Here is a 19,061-nt window from a genome sequence, read left to right on the forward strand (position 1 = left end):
CATACCGTCTCCGAACAGTTGGAGGTTCCTCGTGAGCTCCATCCCCGACGAGCCCCTCGCCAAGGCGAAGCGGCTGGTACGCAGCTTCCTGCCGCAGGACCGGCAGCCCAGCCCGGACGAGGTGCAGATCGCGGTCAACGCGATCTTCGGCATGCTGGCCGCACAGGGGGAGGATCTGGACCGGGACCAGCTGGCCAAGGAGATCGAAGCCATGATCACGGTGTTCCAGGAGCGTTCCCTGGGTCTCGTTGATCCCAAGGGACATGAGCCGTGGCTCCCTGAAGCGAAGAACAACCGTTCCTGGGATTTCTGGGAGCGGTACCGGTGGTACCTCGAGGATGTCGAGGACCTGCCGCTTTCGGTCGTGCGACGCCTGGACCAGACCTCGGATGAGGTGCTGAGCCAGCTGGAGGATCCGCGGCGTCCTGGCCCCTGGCGCCGCAAGGGGCTCGTGATCGGCCAGGTGCAGTCGGGTAAGACCGGACAGTACATCGGACTTGTTTCCAAGGCGGTTGACGCGGGCTACAAGCTCGTTGTGGTTCTCGCCGGCATCCACAACGACCTCCGGAGCCAGACTCAGCTGCGCATAGACGAGGGCCTGCTGGGCTTCGACACCCAGCATCAGATGCGCTCCAACGAGAACGGGAACTCCCGGACCATCGGTGCCGGGCTCATGCCGCTGCAGGGCAAGAAGCTTGATATCGCATCTCCGACGAACAGCTCCGAGAAGGGGGACTTCGGGCGCCAGGCCGCTGCCACGATCAACTTCCCCCTCGGCAGCTTCCCCGTCGTGCTCGTCGTCAAGAAGCACTGGAAGATCCTCGAGTACCTGCGCAGGTGGGTGACGGACGTGCAGGGGACCGAGGGCGACAACGGCCGCAAGATCGTGCGTGATGTTCCGCTCTTGGTCATCGATGACGAGGCCGACAACGCGTCGATCAACACGGCGCGTGATCCGGACGACGACCCCACCAGGACGAACCGGGCGATCCGGGACCTTATAAACAGTTTCGACAGGGCGGCGTACGTTGGGTACACAGCCACCCCGTTCGCCAACATCTACATTGACCCCGACGCAGAGCACGACGAGGTCGGCGAGGATCTCTTCCCGGAGAGCTTCATCCGAAGTCTCCCCTCGCCCTCGAACTATCTGGGGCCCGAGCGGGTCTTCGGGCTTCAGGTGGACGATGAGGACGAGGAGGACGTGCACCCGCTGCCGCTGGTGCGTCACGTGAACGACGCCGAGGGCTGGTTGCGGAGCCGCCACAAGGCTGGCGACAGGCCCCGGGGTGATCTCCCTGGGTCCCTGCGTGAGGCCATTGCCTCGTTCGTGCTTTCCTGCGCGGCCCGCAGGGCCAGGGGGCAGGTCAAGGTGCACAACTCCATGTTGGTGCACGTGACGCGGTTCACGGCCGTGCAGGGCCTTGTCCGCGAACAGGTGGAGGACCACCTGCACTTCCTCGTGGACTCGCTCCGTGACCGGTACGGGAAAGGGCCGAAGCTCCTTGCAGAGCTGCAGGAACTCTGGGCGCGCGACTTCGTTCCCACCACGATCCATTTCCCTGCCGACGAGGCTGAGCCTCTGACCTGGGATCAGGTGTCGACGGAGCTTCTGGACGCGATCAGGAAAATCCAGGTCAAAGCGGTGAACGGCACCTCCCGGGACGCTCTCGACTACTACGACAACCGCAAGGATGGGCTCTCCGTCATCGCCATCGGTGGCCAGAAACTGTCCCGGGGTCTCACGCTTTCAGGACTCACGGTCAGTTACTACCTGCGCTGGGCCAACACGTACGACACGCTGCTCCAGATGGGCAGATGGTTCGGGTACCGGCCCGGGTACGAGGACCTGTGCAGGCTGTACACCACGCCTGCCGTCGAGGACGCCTACGTGGAGGTCACGGCCGCGACCGACGAACTCCGCAGGGAGGTCGAGGAGATGGCGACGCTCGGTCTTACGCCCAGGCAGTTCGGTCTGAAGGTCCGCTCCTCGTCGCTGGGGTTGATGGTCACTGCGGCGAACAAGATGAGGCAGAGTGAGAGGATCCTGCTCAGCTACTCCGGTGAGGGACCGGAGACGGTGATCTTCAACCTCGCTGACAGGGCTGTGAAGCGCAACTTCAAGTCACTCTATGACCTCGTGCGTCGCCTCGACAGCATCACGGAACCCGAGGCGGCGGCCACTGGCGGCACGGTGATGTGGCGAGGAGTGCCGCCGGAGGTTGTCTCGGAGTTCGTGGCCGCCTATGAGACCGACCGCATGGCACAGCGGGTCCGTCCCCGGCTCATCGCCAAGTACATCGAACAGTGCGCCAGGGTGGGCGAGCTGGGCAACTGGACCGTTTGCCTGGTCGGCAAGTCGGCGGCCACTCCTGTGGACATCGCCGGGCACTCTGTCGGCCCGGTTACGCGTACTCCGCTCAACGAGGAGTTCAGGGCGGAGGGGCGGTACACGATCCGCCGTGTCCTCAGCCCTCGCGACGAGGGCCTCGACCTCGATGAGGCGCAACTCGACGCGGCGCGCGAGGCCGCGAGGAAGGCCGCGGAGCAGAAGGAGAAGACCTCGGCTCCGAAGCATCCGTCGGGGCCGTACCTCCGTCGCCAGCGACGCCCGGACCAAGCCCTGATGCTCATCTACCCCATCGAGATACAGGCATCCGAGGACAGTTCCCCGGAGCTGCCCTTGGTGGGCTTCCAGGTGAGCTTCCCGTACTCCCGTAACGAGTCGAAGACCGAGTACGTGGCGAACAGCATCTACCTCCAGGAGGACATCCAGCCCTTCGACGAGGAGGACGAGGCATGACCGTCACCGAGGAGGACTGGGACGAGCTGGAGCGCCCTCACGACTCACCAGGGCGTTCCAGCCGTCGGTTGCACCCAGACTCCCCGCTGGACCTGTTCCTCTCCGTCACGCATCCAGGTCGACAGCGCATGCTCGTACTCAGGGCTGACGCCCGCTCGGCGGACCACATCGTGCGTTCGGTGGGGCGACTGCCTCGGGCGGTCGGCATCGAGATGCAACTGAGTGCGGTGTCCCGTATCGAGTACGAGCTCCAGTTGATCCTCATGGCGAATGACCTCCGGGAAGTGTTCAACCCGCTCGTGACCGACGTGGCAGACACTGCGCGTACAGCGCCGACCGCCGCCGATGCTCTGACAGCCACCGTGGACAGGTTCGAGCGCTGGCAGGATCTCCTGCGCACAGTTGGCAGGGACGGGCTGGGAGCCGAGGCACGGAGGGGGCTGTACGGGGAGCTCCTCGTGCTTGGTAACCACCTCCTGGGCACCCTGCCCGAGATCGAGGCTGTGGAGTCCTGGACGGGACCGACAGGCGCCAATCAGGACTTCCAACTCCCGGGAGCCGCGATCGAGGTCAAGGCCAGCGCCGCGAGACTCCCCCGCAGTGTCCGCATAGCAAGTGAGCGGCAGCTGGACGACACCGGTGTCTCTGACCTGCTGCTGTGCCTAATGGTGCTCGACGAACGACGCGGCGGCTCCGGCGAGAGCCTGAACCGTCGTGTGCAGAGCGTCCGGGAGCAACTTGACAGCGCTGCAGCCAGGGCCCAATTCGACGGCCTACTGATCCAGGCGGGTTACCTGCCAGGGCATCACGACTTCTATGACGAACCTCGTTACACCCCGCGTGACCTGCGCTTCTGGCATGTTCGGGAGGGCTTTCCCAGAATTGTCGAGTCGGACCTTCCCGAGGGCGTCAGCGGCTGCACCTATCACGTGACTGTCTCGGGGCTGGACGCCTACCTTGCGTCGATCGACGAGGTGAGAAAGCTGATCGGGGAAGCCCATGGCTGAACAGGACTTGGCCGAGTACTCCAGGAGCCTCGTCGCCGACATACAGGCAACTGCAGACGCCGAGGGAACGACAACCCCTGAGGCGTTCACACACAGGGTCCTGTTCGACCTGGAGAAAGCCGGGGTCGTCTCCAACACCTTCACCGCGTACCACAAGGCCCACGGTCACGAGGTCCATGGTTACGGCATCGGGGAAGCCGGTGAGTCCCTGGATCTCTTCCTCACGGATTTCCACTTGGCGCCGTTGGAGACCAAGCTCACCAAGGCCCAGACCGAAACCTCGTTCAAACGGCTGTTGACGTTCGCACGTCGCTGCCAGGAGGGCCTGCAGCAGCACATTGACGAGTCCTTCGACGTGTACGACATGTGCGAGGCGGTCGAGAAGGCCCTGACCGAGGTGCAGCGGATCAGGCTCTTCCTGCTGAGCAACCGGGTCGGCACGTCCGTGGAGGTCCCGCCCACCCACTTCGACGGTCTGCCGGTCGTCCATGAGGTGTGGGACCTGGCGCGGCTGCACCGTCACGAGACGTCGGGAACGCTCAGCGAGCCCATCGTGGTGCCCTTCACGCCCCCGCTGCCCTGCGTTTCCGCTCCGAGCTCGGAGCAGGACCACTCCGTCGTGCTTGCTGTGATACCCGGCGAGATGCTGGCGGAGCTGTACGCGGAGCACGGGACACGCCTTCTCGAGCTCAATGTGCGTTCGTTCCTGCAGGCCCGGGGCTCCGTCAACCGAGGCATCCGGGAGACCCTGTTGCACGCGCCCGGCCGCTTCCTGGCCTACAACAACGGGATCACTGCAACGGCTTCCCAGGTCGACTTCGTCACAGGACCGGACGGGGAGCCGGCCCATATCTCCTGCGTACACGGCCTTCAGATCGTCAACGGCGGTCAGACGACCGCGTCACTCCACTATGCCCAGTCACGGGACAAGGCCGACCTGTCCCAGGTCCGGGTCCAGATGAAGCTGACGGAGGTCTCCCCCGAGCGTCTCACCGAGATCGTTCCCAGGATCTCGGAGTACTCCAACACGCAGAACCGCGTGACCCAGGTCGACTTCAGCTCCAATCACGAGTATCACGTGGCGATCCAGCGGATCACCCGTTCCCTCTGGGCCCCCGCTGCCGACGGCAGCGGTCAGGAGACCCACTGGTTCTACGAGCGGGCACGCGGCCAGTACACGGACGAGCTGGCCAAGGCCCGTACGCCTGCCCGTCAGCGCCAGTTCAAGAGGATCAACCCGACGAAGAAGAAGTTCACGAAGGCCGACCTGGCGAAGTTCGTCCACTCGTGGATCCAGCTCCCGTACCTGGTGAGCCGGGGCGCACAGAAGAACTTCGTCGAGTTCATGCTGCGCATCGACGAGGCGCCGCCGCGCGTCGACATCCAGTACTGCCAGCGGGTGATCGCCATGGCGATCCTGTTCAAGGCCGTGGACCAGATCGCCGCCGGCCATGGAGCGGGCAGCCACAAGAGCCTGGTCACGACCTACACGACGGCGCGACTGTCCCTGGCCACCGACCAGCGGATCGATCTTGACCGGATCTGGCGTGAGCAGGGGATCTCCGCTGCTCTGGAAACCGCGGTGGACGATCTGTGCCCCCGCGTCATGGCGACGGTGACGAGGCCGCTCGAAGGCAACCACGTGGGTGAGTGGGCCAAGAAAGCGGCCTGCTGGGACGCCGTTTCACGAGTGCGCTGGGCGGTCCCCGACGCCCTGGCAGCCGAGCTCCTGGACTTCCCTCTGGACGAAGCAGCACTGGCCGGCGGCAGCCCGGACGTGGAGGGGGTAGTCGAGGAACTCCTGGTTGTTCCAGCCGACCAGTGGTACGCAATCGAGCAGTGGGCCAAAGAGACACACAACCTCGAACCCTGGCAGAGGCAGCTGGCCCAGTCCGTCGGGAGGCGGATGGAGAACGGCCAGGAGATACCCGAGACACAGGCGCTACAAGCGCTTCACGCACGTAGCGAGGCTCTGCGCCTGGGGTTCACTCCTGCTCGTTGATCACCACTTGCGCTTTGTGGACCGGGTCAGAGCATGCCCTTCTCGATCAGGTCCCTGGCCGCGTCCTCAGCTCGCCTAAGGACAATCCGTCCGTCACCATCACTGAAGGCGACGAGATCCGAGCCCGGCGCGACGCCGGCCTCCGCCAGCAGGCCGAGCGGCAGCTCGACCCGACCCTGATCATCAACACGAAGTTCGGCTGGTTCCCGGAGCATGGGAAGAGTGTGGCACCCTCCCTGTCGGAGGACGTCGACAGGCTAGGAAAGTGATCATGGCCGGAGGGGGCAGAACGCCGGACCGTGGATGGGTCGCCACCACGGAAGGTGAGCATCTTCGCGGTCGGCGCGTGAAGGACACCAGGCCGGAGGTGGCTCTCAGGAAGGCAGTGCACCGGCTGGGCTTCAGGTTCCGCCTTCAACAGATGGTGGCCCCCAGGTGCACGGCTGACTTCGTGCTTCCCAGATACCACGTGGCCGTCTTCGTCGACGGCTGCTTCTGGCACGGCTGTCCGACGCACGGCCCGAAGGTGTTCCGAGGACCGAACGCCGAGCGTTGGACCGACAAGATCGAGACCAACAAGGCCCGGGACAGACGCAACACGGAGGCAGCGGAAGCCGCCGGATGGACCGTACTCCGCATCTGGGAGTGTGAGGTCAAGGTCAGTCCCACGGAGGCAGCGCTCAAGGTTGCCGAGCGGTGTTCGGCTCCTGGCCGCGTGACTGAGTAGGGATGGGTTCGCGACCGTGCGTCCCGCTCAGAGCGTCCGCGACCAGGTCTCCTGCAGCACTGTCCCTGCCCGCGCAGTACTGGCTCAGGGGGCACTGGTCACAAAGCGGATCTTTCGCGATGCATAGTGTGCTTCCGATGAGGCGCAGGGCAGCCATGCGCAGGGGGGCCTTCTCGCCTGCTCCGACCAGCTTCACCAAGTGCACCCGGCCATCACTGAGTCGGTTCGTGCGGTCCGAGTCACTGTCGTGCAGCCGAGCAGCGACGCGTAGTGCGCTCTGTCCCACCCACAGAAGGTCGTCATCGATCAGCAGCCGGTAGAGCGCTCTCTCGGCTGGCTTCATCTCCAGGCGCTTGGGCACCTCCTTCTGCTTCTCCTCGTCTTCGGCCCAGACGCTTGACTTGCCTGCCACCGCGGTAAGCCTGTCGAGGCGTGCCCGAACGGCGGCAGTGGGGGCTACATCAAGGAGAGTCCGCAGGGAGGACTTGGTCAGAGTCGTGTTCTCCCGGATGGTCTTGAGCATCTCGTGCATCTGACCAGACTGCACCCGGGTTCCAGCCAGCACCGCCACGACCGCTGCCTGCGCTGACGACAGTTTGGGCAGCTGGTACCAGTTCTCGCCGTCGCGCTGACGCTCCGCCCAAGCGGTCAGGTCCTCGCGGGCCATGCGCCAGCGAGGCTGGAGTCCGCCTTCCTCAGCCGGGCAGTCCTCGACTGGCAACAGCACTTCCGCAGCAGCCTTGCCGAGGAGCGGCGGAACCGCGTTGCCAATCTGCCGGAAGGCGTCACTACGCGTGCCAGCAAACCTGAACCGGTCCGGGAAGGTCTGAACCCGCGCCGCCTCACGGACAGACAGAGTGCGGTTCTGGTCAGGATGGATGTACCAGTAACCGTCCTTGGCGATGTGGGCGGTGATCGACCGGCTCAGATCACCCCAGTCCAGCTTCTTGTACTTGTCAGTGAACTGGTCGGCCTTGTAACGCTGGAGCTCCGGCTCGATGTCCGAGTAGAGAGTCTTGGACGTCATTCTCTTGAAGATCTTGTAGTCGTCCCGCCTGACCCGTCGGGTCATGTGGTCGAAGACGACATCGCCCCGGGCCCGCTTACGCATTTCCTTCGCGAACTGGGACTGCTCCTCAGCGGGTGTCTTGTACTCCATCTCCCGTTCACCGACGCGCTCCGTGGGCACCACGATCAGGGGCGGCAGGTCTCCGATGGCATCGCGCAGGGTGGTGCGCTCCTCCTCGGTGACCTCCTGCTGCCACTCGAACTTCTCGATGTCCTTCCTGGCCAACAGGATGAGGCGCTTCCGGTGCTGTGGGACTCCGTAACGCCAGGCGTCGACGAGGCGCACCTGTGTTGCGTAACCGAGCTCCTCCAGCTGCTGTTCGATCACGCGGACCACGAAGAAGTCGTCGCCCAGCCCCATGTCCGGAACGTTCTCCATGAGGACGGCTCGCGGCCCGATCCTCTTGACGACGTCGAGGTACGCGCTCCACAGCTCTTTACGAAGGTCGTGAGGGTCGCGGCCGTGGTGCTCGACCAAGTGGCGGATCTTGCTACGTCCTGCCCTGCTGAACGGCTGGCAGGGAGGGCCTCCCGCCACCAGGTCGATCTTGCCCCTCGCAGGCTCGAGGAGTTCCTCGAGCCTGTCGCGCTCGGCGGGATTCCCTAGGTCCATGTTCAGACTCATGCCAGGGAAGTTGGCAGCGTGCGTCTCGAGGGCGCGCTCGTCGGAGTCGACGGCGGCCGCGATAGTCCAGCCAGCTCGCTGAAGACCGAGACTCAGGCCGCCGGCTCCAGAGAAGAGGTCCACAGCCAAGCGGCGCCCGTTGCCGTAGCCTTCGAGCCACTTTGCGAACCGCTCGGGTCTACAGCTGTGCCGGTGCCGCCGGAGCTTCAGGCAATCGCTTCGTTCCAGGGGTACGCCATAGTGCGACTCCTGCACAGCACGCACCTCCACACCAGCGAGAACGACGAGCACCAGGAGATCACAGAAGCGCTGGTGGAGGCAAGGATTCCCCCATGCTGACCTCCGGAAAACCCATGAGGTCGGCGCTACGCTCTGCCGGGTCCCCGTGCGAGTCCGCACGCCCCCCAGACCTCGGCTTCGAACCGACGTTCCGGTGCGTTACCGGAGGCAATCCTAGAGGACAGCAGTGACAGGGTCGCCCTCGGGATCCTGTTTGATCGGACAAGCTGGTCAACGATCCGACAGGGCTGAAGGCACGTTCGAGTCGGCGTGAGCTTACGTGCGGTTTTAGCCATCTGCGAGGGCCGGAAGCCTACTTGGCTGATGGATAGTTAGTAGAATCTTGCCCCACTGCACACTGCAGGGCATGGCTGACAGTTGACGAGCGGGGGCGTGGGTGGACTCCGAGAGCGCAAAGGCGTATCTCCGGCCGCGGGCCCGGCTCATGAGCACGCTCGGCGAAGAACTGATCAGCAACGAACGTGTCGCCCTCACCGAGCTGGTGAAGAACGCCTACGACGCGGACGCCAGCCTCGTCCTGATCCGGTTCACTCCTCCCCTTGAAGAAGGTCAGGGCGCGATCGAGGTCTGGGACAACGGACACGGCATGTCGCCATCCACGGTCCGCGGCACGTGGATGGAGATCGCCACCCCACACAGGCACCGGAATCCACGCAGTGAGTCAGGTGGGCGTCGCGTGCTGGGCGCCAAGGGCATCGGCCGGTTCGCCTCAGCTCGGCTTGGCCATACCGCCACAATCACGACTCGGCGGGTCGATGAGCAGGAAGTCACCCTTCGCATCGACTGGGGGGACTTCACGGAGGGTGACGCGTACCTGGATGAGGTTCCGGTCTCTCTGTCCACGACCACTCCGACCGTCTTCGTTGACGAAGGCGTAGCGGCGCAGACCTTTTCCGAGGTCCTCCGGGAGTTTCAGACAGCGCCGGCTACAGCCGTCGGCACGGCGCATGGCACCGTGGTCCGACTCGAGAGGCTTCGCACGGCTTGGGGAGCGAACGAGATTGAGGCGCTCAAGCGTTCCCTGTCCAGGCTCCTCCCCCCGCCGCCTCCCGCCGAGCTCTCTGTGCCGGACCAGCCGGATTTCTCGATCTACATCGATACTCCGGAGGGGCCGCTCCGCCACCACAGCGGATTCGTTGCTGCGAGTGAGACACTGGCCCATCCCCGCTACCGCCTCGTCGGTACCGTGAATGCTGACGGGGACGCGCGCCTGGCCATTTACACCGGCGGCGACGAACCTGTAGAGGTCGTCCAGGACAACCTCCGGAAGGACTCGAAGAGGCCCTCGTGTGGCCCTCTGAAACTGGACTTCCGAGTCTGGGACCTCGAGTCGTCGGCCATCAAGCCGCTCCTGGCACTCGACACCAGCGCGAGGAACACCAACGACGTACGGGAACTTATCCGGAACAACAGCGGTGTGGCCCTGTACAGGGACGGGTTCCGCGTGCAGCCGTTCGGGGAACCCGGGTTCGACTGGCTTGGTTTCGACCAGCGACGTATCAACAACCCGACGCTGCGTCTCTCCAACCGGCAAGTGGCGGGATTCGTCTACATCTCGGCTGATGACAACCCCGGCCTCCTGGACCGCTCGCACCGCGAAGGACTGATCGACACCCCGGAGTACGAGGAACTGAAAGCGGTCATACTCCAAGCGATTGCCAGATTGGAGACGCAACGCTACCGACTGCGTCGGGAACCCACTGCTCCGACGGACACCCCACTCCTTGCCGGGCCGTCCGAAGGCAGGGGCCACGGGCTCTTCCAGAACTTCAACCTGGACCCGCTGCGACAGGTGGCTGCCGAGCGGCACCCAGATGACATCATCCTCAGCCGCGCCATCGAGGAAGCCACGGAGACGATCAACGAAGGGGTACGCAAAGTACAGGAGGTCATCGCCCAGTTCTCCCGTCTCGCGACCCTGGGAACCCTGGTCGATGTCGTCCTTCACGACGGACGCACCGCCCTTTCCCGCATCGGCGTGGGCCTTCGTCGTCTCGGCAAGATCACCACAAAGGTCGAGACACACGATGTGGAGTTGTCAGCTGCGCTGGGCAAGCTGCGGACGGACTTCACCGCACAGGAGAGGGCTCTCGACCGGCTCTTCGCCCGCATCGAGCCACTCAGCGGACGGAAGCGTGGACGACCTCGCCGGCTCTCTCTACATCGGAGCATTTCCGAGGCCGTTGACGTGCTGGAGTCGGAGATCACCAAGCATGGTGTAGACGTGAAGATCGGCGGGGCGGACGTGATCGTCACTGCCGAGCCAGGTGATATCAGGACTCTTGTGGTCAACCTCGTGAGCAACGCCGTGTACTGGCTCTCCACCATGCCCAAGGGCACTCCCCGCGAGATCCTGATCGAGACGGAGCGCAGTCTCGAGGGCGAACTGGACGTGGTCGACATCACGGTCAGCGACAACGGTCCTGGGGTGCGCGAGGAGATCAAGGACCTGATCTTCGAGACCTACTTCAGCGACAAGCCGGATGGCGTCGGCCTCGGTCTCAGCATCGCAGGCAGCGTCGTGAAGGACTTCTACGACGGCGACCTGGGGCTGGTGAGCCCCGGCACCCTGTCGGGTGCGAGTTTCCGGGCACGACTGCGAAGGAGAGTTGGGTGACGTCGACGGACGTTGCGTATCGGGTGCTCATAGTCGATGACGACGCCCAGATGATCGCGGACCTTCGCGAGGTACTGTCCGAGGAACTCACAGACCTCGGGGAGATCCACTTCGAGTCCGAGCAGGACTTCGCCGCAGCCGAGCAACGGTTGGTGGACGAAGACTTCGACCTGGTCATCCTCGACGTCCGCGACGCCGCCGATGGCAGACCCTCCGCTGCCATCGAAGGACGGGGACACGAGCTGTACGACGCCATCGCCGGCGCGCGGTGGCTGCCCGTGGTCTTCTTCACAGCTGTCCCTCAGCAGGTGCGTGACTTGGAGAAGCCTCCACTCATCCGTGTGGTGACCAAGAACGCCTGGAATGAGATCGCTCCTGCAGTCCGAGACGGGCTGCTCTCGGGGGTGTCGGAGTTGAGGCGCCGCATCTCCGATCTCGTCGAGCGCAAGGTCCGCATTTTCCTTCGTGACGTCGTGGCCCCGCACTGGCACGAGATGGCGGGTGCTGATCCCCACGAGATCACCCCGATCATTGTCAACCGCCTCGCGGCCGAGCTCAGAGAAAACGGCCCCAGCGAACTGGGCTATGCCGGGGACAGCGAGGCTGTCGCCACTGCCGGGCAACCCTCTGCAGCTCGGGTCTACTTGAAGCCGTGCGTGACCCACCACCTCACCGCCACTGACCTCGTGGTCAGTCCCGAGGGCGATTGGTGGATCGTCCTCACCCCCGCTTGCGACCTATATGAGGACCACCCGGACGCCAACGTGGCGAGACCTCGTAAGGCCAAGGCACAGTACGTTCGCTTGGCCAAGGCCGACCGCATCTTCACCGAGGACGGCGAGGAGTCGGAGTCGCCAGCGATCGCCACATGGCTGGCCAGCTCGAAGAGCAACAGCCACAAAGACCAGACCAAACAAATCTTCGGGGACAAACAGAACCGGTACCGCGCCCTTCCTGGCTACCTCGACATCCCCGACCTCTTGGTCGACTTCGAGAACGTGATATCCGTCCCGCTCGCCGAGGCACGAACCTGGCGACGAGTCGCAACCCTAGATGGCCCGTTCTCGGAGGCGATGCTAATCGCATACAGCCGCTCGGTGGGGCGTATCGGAACTCCAGACCTCAGCTTCGACGACGTGAAGGTGCGGTTGGGACTCGAGAAGCCGAAGGCCAGGCACCTGCCAGCGCAGGCTTCCACACCAACAGCAAACGGTGAGATTGTGAAGAACTGAGCTGCCGGGCGTTCGGGCAGCATGCACGATCATCAGCGGAGGACATGGCGGGCGCGAAGCCCTAGCCCTCCTCTGGTCGACTCGTAGACGTTGCCGAAGACACTCCGTCGGTGAACGGTACGGCTCTGTGGCCGCTCCGCCGCTCTCCGACGAGTGCGTTGGCATAGGCGTACACGGCGCCGGTGGGCACCATGCCCTGGGAGCCATCTGGGAGCCGACCCGCTCCCCGAGCCCCTTCCAGGCCACGCGACACCAACCGAGCCCATCCATCTGACCTGCGGAAACGCAATCGGAGCTGGCAGGCTCAGCAACCGGACCTCGTTCGGGACGAAGAGGTCGTGGGTTCAAATCCCGCCACCCCGACAGCCGAAACACCAGGTCAGGGGCCTGATCCGCTCAGCGGGTCGGGCCCCTGACCTGTTTCCGGAGACCGCTTGGGAGCCGTTCGGGGGGCCGCCTCCGGGAGAAAACGAGGTGAGGACGCCCAGCCCTCGCGTTCCGTCGTCACCGGTTGTGGACCGGAGCCGTTCGCCTGACGGACGCAGGAAGAGCTTCCCCGCCGACGGCCCTGCCACCGGGGCTCGGCAGGGCCCTGGGCTGAGGTGGTGTCGTCGGCGTTCTCCGCGCGGCCCGCGGCCGCCCGCAGTGTCACAGCAGCCGTGATTCCCGCCGCCGGACCGAAGGTCAGGGCGGCCGGGACGCCGTCGCCGAGGCGGGCGGACAGGTGCGGCAGCCCCCAGCGCGGACCCGCCCCGTCGTCCGGCGCGGTCCGCAGCAACTGACTCACCAGCAGCCCGAGGACGGTCGCGCAGACCGCGCCGACCGCGCCGACCGTCATCGCCGGGAGGGTGGCCCGGGCCAGCGGCTCGGGCAGCCGGCGAAGTGCCCACCACACCGCGGCGAGCAGCAGCAGACCGGCGGCACGGTACAGGAGCCAGTCGCCCGGCGACTGGCTCGACGGGCCCGCACAGACGCCCAGCAACAGCCACTGGCGCGGGAGTTCGCCCGGCTCGGTGAGCATCCCGCCACCGGTGAAGGCCGTCTGGACGGTGGCTGCGACCGGCAGGTACGAGAGGACCACCAGAGAGATCGCGACCACTGCGGTCCCGGCGCTCGCGGCCGGGCGGGCGGCGCGCACGGGAACGGCCTGACGCGGCGGCGGGCCGGCGCCCTTGGCGGTGATCAGTGCCACCGGCGCCACCACCGTCGCCACGACCAGCGCGGCCGGCACCAGGATCTGCCGTCCGGAGGCGATCACACTCGCCGTCTGGGGCAGGAAGCGGTAACTGCCGTGCCCCTGCGCGGCGATCAGAACCAGACCCCAGGCCCACACCGCGAGCAGTGCGGCCGGTATCCGGCCGTGCACCGGCGGCGGCCTGCGCATCAGGAGCAGCGCCCCGGGCACGAAGAAGGCGAAGAGGGCACCGAACCGGATCTGCGTCGCGTTCGTGTACAGGGAGAGGTAGCGGTCGCCGTCGCCCCCGTCCGGGCCGCCGGGCGCCCCGGCACCGGGCCGGATCGAGGCCGGGGGATCTTACGACCAGAGGGTGAGCCGGCGTTCGAGTTCGGCGGCGGTCCGGCCGCCGAGCACGTCGGTGGCACCCGGCAGGCGCAGCGCGTGCGTGCTCGCCCCCGCCCACCGCAGGAGAGCCGTGAGCGGCAGCCCTCCGAGCAGTGCCGGTAACGTCGCTCGCCGGTATGCCATGTGCCCTTCCCCTCTTGGCCGCACACCCCGTGGGCCCCTGGCCGGGTGGAGGGCTACGGGGTTCCGATCACATACGGATCACGGCCGTACGCCGGATCCACTGGCGGTGACGGACACGGTCACACTCCTTTCGAGTGGTGCGGAAATGGCACCACTCGCTGTCACGCGGAGCCGCACCTTCCGTGAGCTGCCGGAGACGGTCCCTTCATATGCGGTGCACTTCCAGGCAGCCCGAGGGTGTCCATCACCCGGAGGCCACCCTTCCGGCACGACGCCGAGGTTTCCACACCGGGAGCCGCCTGGGGACCGACCCGCTCCCCAGGCCCCTTCCAGACCATCCGAGACCAAACGCCCCCCTTGACCTGCGGAAACGTCGTTGTGGCCAGTAAGGTCAACAACTGAACCCCGTTCGGATCGGAGGGGCCGTGGGCCAGTCCGCCCCCGCTCCACCGGGCGAGCCGGCGGTGGCCGCGTCGCGCAGTGCCTCCGGCAGACTGCGCAGGGCGGGCTGTCCGAGGGTGGCCTTCCGTACGACCGCCGAGACCACCCTGACCGGTTCGGGGCCGCGGACCGGGCGTACGACGACGCCGGGATGCCGTGCGGCCGGGCGGTCTGCCCGTGGGAACCGTGTCCACGCGAGACGCCGCCCCCCGTGTCCGGGGCTCGCCGGGCGGCGGGTGTTCGGGTAAGCAACGCTTCCATGTGGCGGCGGATGGCTTGAAATCGACTCCAGATCAAGGATTTTGACGCTGCATATGTGATGTGCATGTGCTTTGGCAAGGCTGTTCCAGTTGCCGGATGATCAATACCCTGAGCCTGTCTGCCCGTCACGTCTTCGATGGAGCTCGCCTTGTCCAGCACGCAGCAGTTCCCCGACATACTCTCGCCCGAGTTCGCCGCCGACCCCTACAGCGCCTACCGCACGATGCGTGAGAGCGCGCCGCTCATCTGGCACGAAGCCACCCGCAGCTACATCGTCTCCCGGTACGAGGACGTGGAGCGGGCGTTCAAGGACGGAACGTCGTTCACCACCGACAACTACGAGTGGCAGGTCGAGCCGGTGCACGGGAAGACGATCCTCCAGCTCAGCGGCCGCGAGCACGCGGTGCGCCGGGCCCTGGTGGCACCCGCCTTCCGCGGCAGCGACCTGCAGAACAAGTTCCTGCCGGTCATCGAACGCAACTCGCGCGAGCTCGTCGACGCCTTCCGCCACACCGGCAGGGTGGATCTGGTGGACGCCTACGCCACCCGCTTCCCGGTCAACGTCATCGCCGACATGCTGGGCCTGGACAAGGCCGACCACCCCAGGTTCCACCGCTGGTACACCTCGGTGATCGCCTTCCTGGGCAACCTCTCCGGCGACCCCGAGGTGATCGCGGACGGCGAGCGCACCCGGGTGGAGTTCGCCGAGTACATGATCCCCGTCATCCGGCAGCGCCGCGAGAACCTGGGCGACGACCTGCTGTCCACGCTGTGCGCCGCCGAGGTGGACGGCGTGCGGATGAGCGACGAGGACATCAAGGCGTTCTGCAGTCTGCTGCTGGCCGCGGGCGGGGAGACCACCGACAAGGCTATCGCCGCCATCTTCGCCAACCTGCTGGCCCACCCCGAGCAGCTCGCCGCCGTGCGGGAGGACCGCTCCCTGATCGACCGGGCGTTCGCCGAGACCCTGCGCTACACCCCGCCCGTCCACATGATCATGCGGCAGACCGCGCAGGACGTGGAGGTCGGCGGCGGCACGATCCCGGCCGGGGCGACCGTCACCTGTCTGATCGGCGCCGCCAACCGCGACCCGGGCCACTACAAGGAGCCCGACTCCTTCGACATCTTCCGCGACGACCTGACGTCCACCACCGCGTTCTCCGCCGCCGCCGACCACCTGGCCTTCGCGCTGGGCCGGCACTTCTGCGTCGGGGCGCTGCTGGCCAAGGCCGAGGTCGAGATCGGCGTCAACCAGTTGCTGGACGCCATGCCGGACATGCGGCTGGCCGACGGCGCCGAGGTCACCGAGCAGGGGGTGTTCACCCGCGGCCCCAAGGAGGTGCCGGTGGTGTTCACCCCCGCCGCCTGACCGCCGGCCGGGACGGGAAGCCGGAACGGGTCCGGGAACGGCCGTGCCGCCACCGGAACGGAGGGTTGCGGCGGCGGCACGGCCGGCTTGTACGGGGCCGGCTGTACGACCGGCTGTACGGGCCGCCGTACGGTCGGCCCGGCGCGGGGGCTACACCACGGGCGTGAAGGAGACCGGCAGGGAGGTCAGGCCCCGCATCCAGACGGACGGCCGCCAGGTCAGCTCCTCCGGTTCGACCGCCAGGACGATGTCCGGCAGCCGCTCCAGCAGCGTCTCCACCGCGGTGCGGGCGATGACGTCGGCCAGTTGGGGAGCGGGGTAGGGGCAGCGGTGCTCGCCGTTGCTGAAGCTCAGATGGGCGGAGTTGACCTGCGCCCCGACGTGTCCCTCGGGCCAGATCTGCGGGTCGGTGTTGGCCGCGGCCAGCCCCAGCACCAGGCAGTCGCCGGCCCTGATCTGCCGGCCGCCGAGCTGGATGTCGCGGACCGCCCAGCGGCCGATGAAGTTCTGCGTGGGGGTGTCCAGCCACAGCACCTCGTTGAGTGCCTGCCCCACGCTCACCCGGCCGCCGGAGACGTTGACGGCGAAGCGGTCGTCGGTGAGCAGCAGCCGCAGGGTGTTGCCGATCCAGTTGCCGGTGGGCTGCTGGGCGGCGGCGATGATGGAGATCAGGTCCTGCACGATCTCCTCGTCGGTCAGCCCGGCCGGGTCGGCGATCATGCGGGAGGTGACGTCCGGACCGGGGTCCTCGCGCTTCTCCGCGACCAGCCGCTGGATGCGCTCCTGGACGCGGACGTAGGCGGCGACCGGGTCGTCGCCCTCCGAGGCGTCCAGGGACATCCGCAGGTCCTCCACCAGATCGTCGGTGTCGGACCCCGTGAGCGGCATGCCGCACATCCGGACCGCCGCGCGCATCGGCAGGGCGTGGGCGTACGCGGACATCAGCTCCGCCTGCCCGCTGCCCGCGAACTCGGCGAGGAGCTGCTCGGCGATCTCCTGGCAGTCCTGGGAGAACTCCAGCTGGTCGACCTCCTCCAGGGCCTCGCTGATGACGCCCGCCCGGCGCTGGTGCTCGGCCCCCTCGGTGAACAGCACCGACGGCTGGTAGCCGACGAACGGCATCAGCGGCCAGTCGGCGGGGATGGCGGGCCACTGGTTCCAGCGCCGCGAGTCCCGGGCGAACAGCTCGTCGTGGCTGGTGACGTAGGAGACCTCGGCGTATCCGAGCACCAGCCAGGCGGGGATGCCGCCGTCCAGCAGTACGGGGGCGACCGTGCCGTGGTCGCGGCGCAGCGCCCGGTAGAGCTGGAAGGGGGTCTGCTGGTACTCCAGGCCGCTGAGGGACACGGCGTCGGGATGGGCCGCGGGGCAGCCGGACGGCGGGGCGGCCGCCGGGGCGGAGACGTCCTGGGCGGGCTGGTCGGTCATGCGGTCATCTCCCGTGCCAGTGCCTGCTGGTAGAGGTGGTCGACGAGGGTGATCAGCACGTTCTTGCCGGAATCGCGCAGCCGGGCGTCGCAGTCGACCAGCGGCACGTCCTCCGGCAGGTCCAGTGCCTGGCGGATCTCGTCCAGGGAGAAGCGCGAGGCGTCGTCGTCGAACCGGTTGACGGCCACCACGAACGGGGTCCGGTGGTGCTCCAGCCGGTCGATCGCGTACCAGGAGTCGGCCATGCGCCGGGTGTCCACCAGCACCACCGCGCCGAGCGTCCCGGAGAACAGCCGGTCCCACAGGAACCAGAAGCGCTCCTGCCCGGGTGCCCCGAACAGGTACAGCACCGTCTGCTCGTTGAGGCTGATCCGGCCGAAGTCGAACGCCACCGTGGTGGTGTTCTTGTTCCGCAGGCCGGCGGTGTCGTCCACCCCCGCGCCGGCCTGGGTCATGACCTCCTCGGTGTTCAGGGGGCGGATCTCGCTGACGGATCTGACCAGCGTCGTCTTCCCGACGCCGAAGCCGCCCACTATGACGATCTTCAGTCCGGTCTCGGCGGCGTCCGCGAGCGGCATGCGCGCCGGGGCCTCAGAGGTTGCGGAGTCCAATGAGCACCTCCTTCAACAGGGCGGATTCGGGCGCGTCGCCATACGCTGCGGACGGACGCGGGTTCCGTGCGGTGATGCGTCCGGCGACGAGCAGATCGCCGAGGAGGATCTTCACCACGGTGATGGGCAGGCGCAGGTCGGCCGCGATCTCGACCACCGCGGTGGGGTGGGCGCAGAGCTCCAGGATGCGTACGTGCTCCGACTGCATGCCCTCCGTCGGCCGGCACTCGCTGACGATGAGCGTGACCAGGTCCAGCCCGGCCTCCTCGCCCCGGCTTCGTCCGCCGGTGACGGTGTAGAGCCGGTGGGGGTCGCCGATGTCGACGGGTTTGCGGATCATGACGGGACGCCGCCCTCGGCCGGCGTGCGGGGCTCGGCTCGCAGGTGCTCGCCGATCTGCTCGACCATCTCGTCCATCTGGTGGCCGACCACACCGGGGTCCGCGCTGTCGTCGGCGACGACGGCCAGATGGGCGCCCTCCCCGGCCTCGACGATGAACAGCAGGCCGCCGTGGAACTCCGTCATCGAGTGCCGTACCCCTCCGCTCCCGTCGCCGAACTCCAGGGAGGCTCCCTGCGCCAGGGCCTGCATCCCGGAGGAGATGGCCGCGAGCTGGTCGGCCCGGTCCAGGGTCAGACTGCTGCTCCAGCACAGCTTGAGCCCGTCGCGGGAGAGCACCAGGGCGTGTCGGGTCCCGGGAGTGCGGTTGAGCAGGCTCTCGAGAAGCCAGGTCAGGCTGTTGTCGGTGGTCTCCATGATCTGCATCGGGCGTTCCGGGCCGACTGTCCGGCCACCGGCCCGTGCCTCCAATCTCACGGTCTTCGCTGGGGGGTGGGGCGCCCGCCGGAGGGACGGGCGCCCCGGT

General features: G+C 66.8%; 13 protein-coding genes and 1 pseudogene. 7 read left to right on the forward strand and 7 right to left on the reverse strand.

Annotated elements, in window-relative coordinates; all coding sequences use genetic code 11:
• Positions 1–31 precede the first annotated feature (31 nt).
• Genes ACGRHY_RS12150 through ACGRHY_RS12160 form a run of 3 tightly spaced genes read left to right on the forward strand, consistent with a single transcriptional unit; the run spans position 32 to position 5,812 of the window.
• Positions 32–2,803: a Z1 domain-containing protein gene (locus tag ACGRHY_RS12150; RefSeq protein ID WP_394635365.1), complete on the forward strand. Its 2,772-nt coding sequence runs from the start codon at positions 32–34 to the stop codon at positions 2,801–2,803.
• Positions 2,800–3,810 carry a PD-(D/E)XK motif protein gene (locus tag ACGRHY_RS12155; RefSeq protein ID WP_394635366.1) on the forward strand — a complete coding sequence of 337 codons (1,011 nt, stop codon included), beginning with the start codon at positions 2,800–2,802 and terminating at the stop codon, positions 3,808–3,810. The genes ACGRHY_RS12150 and ACGRHY_RS12155 overlap by 4 nt, the downstream gene beginning before the upstream one ends.
• Positions 3,803–5,812: an AIPR family protein gene (locus ACGRHY_RS12160; protein ID WP_394635367.1), complete on the forward strand. Its 2,010-nt coding sequence runs from the start codon at positions 3,803–3,805 to the stop codon at positions 5,810–5,812. Before ACGRHY_RS12155 ends, ACGRHY_RS12160 begins: the two co-directional genes overlap by 8 nt.
• Before the next feature lie 26 nt (positions 5,813–5,838).
• Here ACGRHY_RS12160 and ACGRHY_RS12165 read toward each other — a convergent pair whose 3' ends face one another.
• On the reverse strand, positions 5,839–6,027 hold the full coding sequence (locus ACGRHY_RS12165; protein WP_394635368.1) for an AbrB/MazE/SpoVT family DNA-binding domain-containing protein: 189 nt from the start codon (positions 6,025–6,027) through the stop codon (positions 5,839–5,841).
• 56 nt (positions 6,028–6,083) lie between these two features.
• Between ACGRHY_RS12165 and ACGRHY_RS12170 the strand changes: the two genes are divergently transcribed.
• Entirely contained in the window at positions 6,084–6,539 is a 456-nt protein-coding gene (locus ACGRHY_RS12170) for a very short patch repair endonuclease (protein ID WP_394638022.1), read from the forward strand.
• Here the strand turns inward: ACGRHY_RS12170 and ACGRHY_RS12175 are convergent.
• Positions 6,493–8,487: a DNA cytosine methyltransferase gene (locus ACGRHY_RS12175; RefSeq protein ID WP_394638023.1), complete on the reverse strand. Its 1,995-nt coding sequence runs from the start codon at positions 8,485–8,487 to the stop codon at positions 6,493–6,495. The genes ACGRHY_RS12170 and ACGRHY_RS12175 overlap by 47 nt on opposite strands.
• Before the next feature lie 421 nt (positions 8,488–8,908).
• Between ACGRHY_RS12175 and ACGRHY_RS12180 the strand changes: the two genes are divergently transcribed.
• Complete coding sequence (locus ACGRHY_RS12180) at positions 8,909–11,149, forward strand: sensor histidine kinase (protein ID WP_394635369.1); 2,241 nt, start codon at positions 8,909–8,911, stop codon at positions 11,147–11,149.
• The gene (locus tag ACGRHY_RS12185) at positions 11,146–12,381 is read left to right on the forward strand and encodes a hypothetical protein (protein ID WP_394635370.1); all 1,236 of its coding nucleotides are present in this window, start codon (positions 11,146–11,148) and stop codon (positions 12,379–12,381) included. Before ACGRHY_RS12180 ends, ACGRHY_RS12185 begins: the two co-directional genes overlap by 4 nt.
• A 589-nt stretch (positions 12,382–12,970) precedes the next feature.
• Here ACGRHY_RS12185 and ACGRHY_RS12190 read toward each other — a convergent pair.
• Positions 12,971–14,086, reverse strand: a pseudogene (locus ACGRHY_RS12190) (hypothetical protein); the annotation flags it as partial.
• Positions 14,087–14,936: 850 nt separating this feature from the next.
• Here ACGRHY_RS12190 and ACGRHY_RS12195 point away from each other — a divergent pair.
• Positions 14,937–16,157 (forward strand): cytochrome P450, encoded by a 1,221-nt coding sequence (locus ACGRHY_RS12195; RefSeq protein ID WP_394635371.1) that lies wholly within the window; start codon positions 14,937–14,939, stop codon positions 16,155–16,157.
• Between the two features lie 150 nt (positions 16,158–16,307).
• Here ACGRHY_RS12195 and ACGRHY_RS12200 read toward each other — a convergent pair whose 3' ends face one another.
• From ACGRHY_RS12200 to ACGRHY_RS12215, 4 genes are read right to left on the reverse strand one after another with little or no spacing between them, the layout of a single operon-like run.
• Entirely contained in the window at positions 16,308–17,585 is a 1,278-nt protein-coding gene (locus ACGRHY_RS12200) for a cytochrome P450 (protein ID WP_394635372.1), read from the reverse strand.
• The gene (locus tag ACGRHY_RS12205) at positions 17,582–18,196 is read right to left on the reverse strand and encodes a GTP-binding protein (protein ID WP_394635373.1); all 615 of its coding nucleotides are present in this window, start codon (positions 18,194–18,196) and stop codon (positions 17,582–17,584) included. The genes ACGRHY_RS12200 and ACGRHY_RS12205 overlap by 4 nt, the downstream gene beginning before the upstream one ends.
• Positions 18,177–18,536, reverse strand: a complete 360-nt coding sequence (locus tag ACGRHY_RS12210; protein ID WP_394635374.1) for a DUF742 domain-containing protein — start codon at positions 18,534–18,536, stop codon at positions 18,177–18,179. The genes ACGRHY_RS12205 and ACGRHY_RS12210 overlap by 20 nt, the downstream gene beginning before the upstream one ends.
• Positions 18,533–18,952, reverse strand: coding sequence for a roadblock/LC7 domain-containing protein (locus tag ACGRHY_RS12215; protein WP_394635375.1), 420 nt, complete (start codon positions 18,950–18,952; stop codon positions 18,533–18,535). The genes ACGRHY_RS12210 and ACGRHY_RS12215 overlap by 4 nt, the downstream gene beginning before the upstream one ends.
• Positions 18,953–19,061 lie beyond the last annotated feature (109 nt).

It is taken from the genome of Streptomyces shinuiensis, assembly GCF_043660855.1.
In the GTDB taxonomy this organism is placed as follows: domain Bacteria; phylum Actinomycetota; class Actinomycetes; order Streptomycetales; family Streptomycetaceae; genus Streptomyces.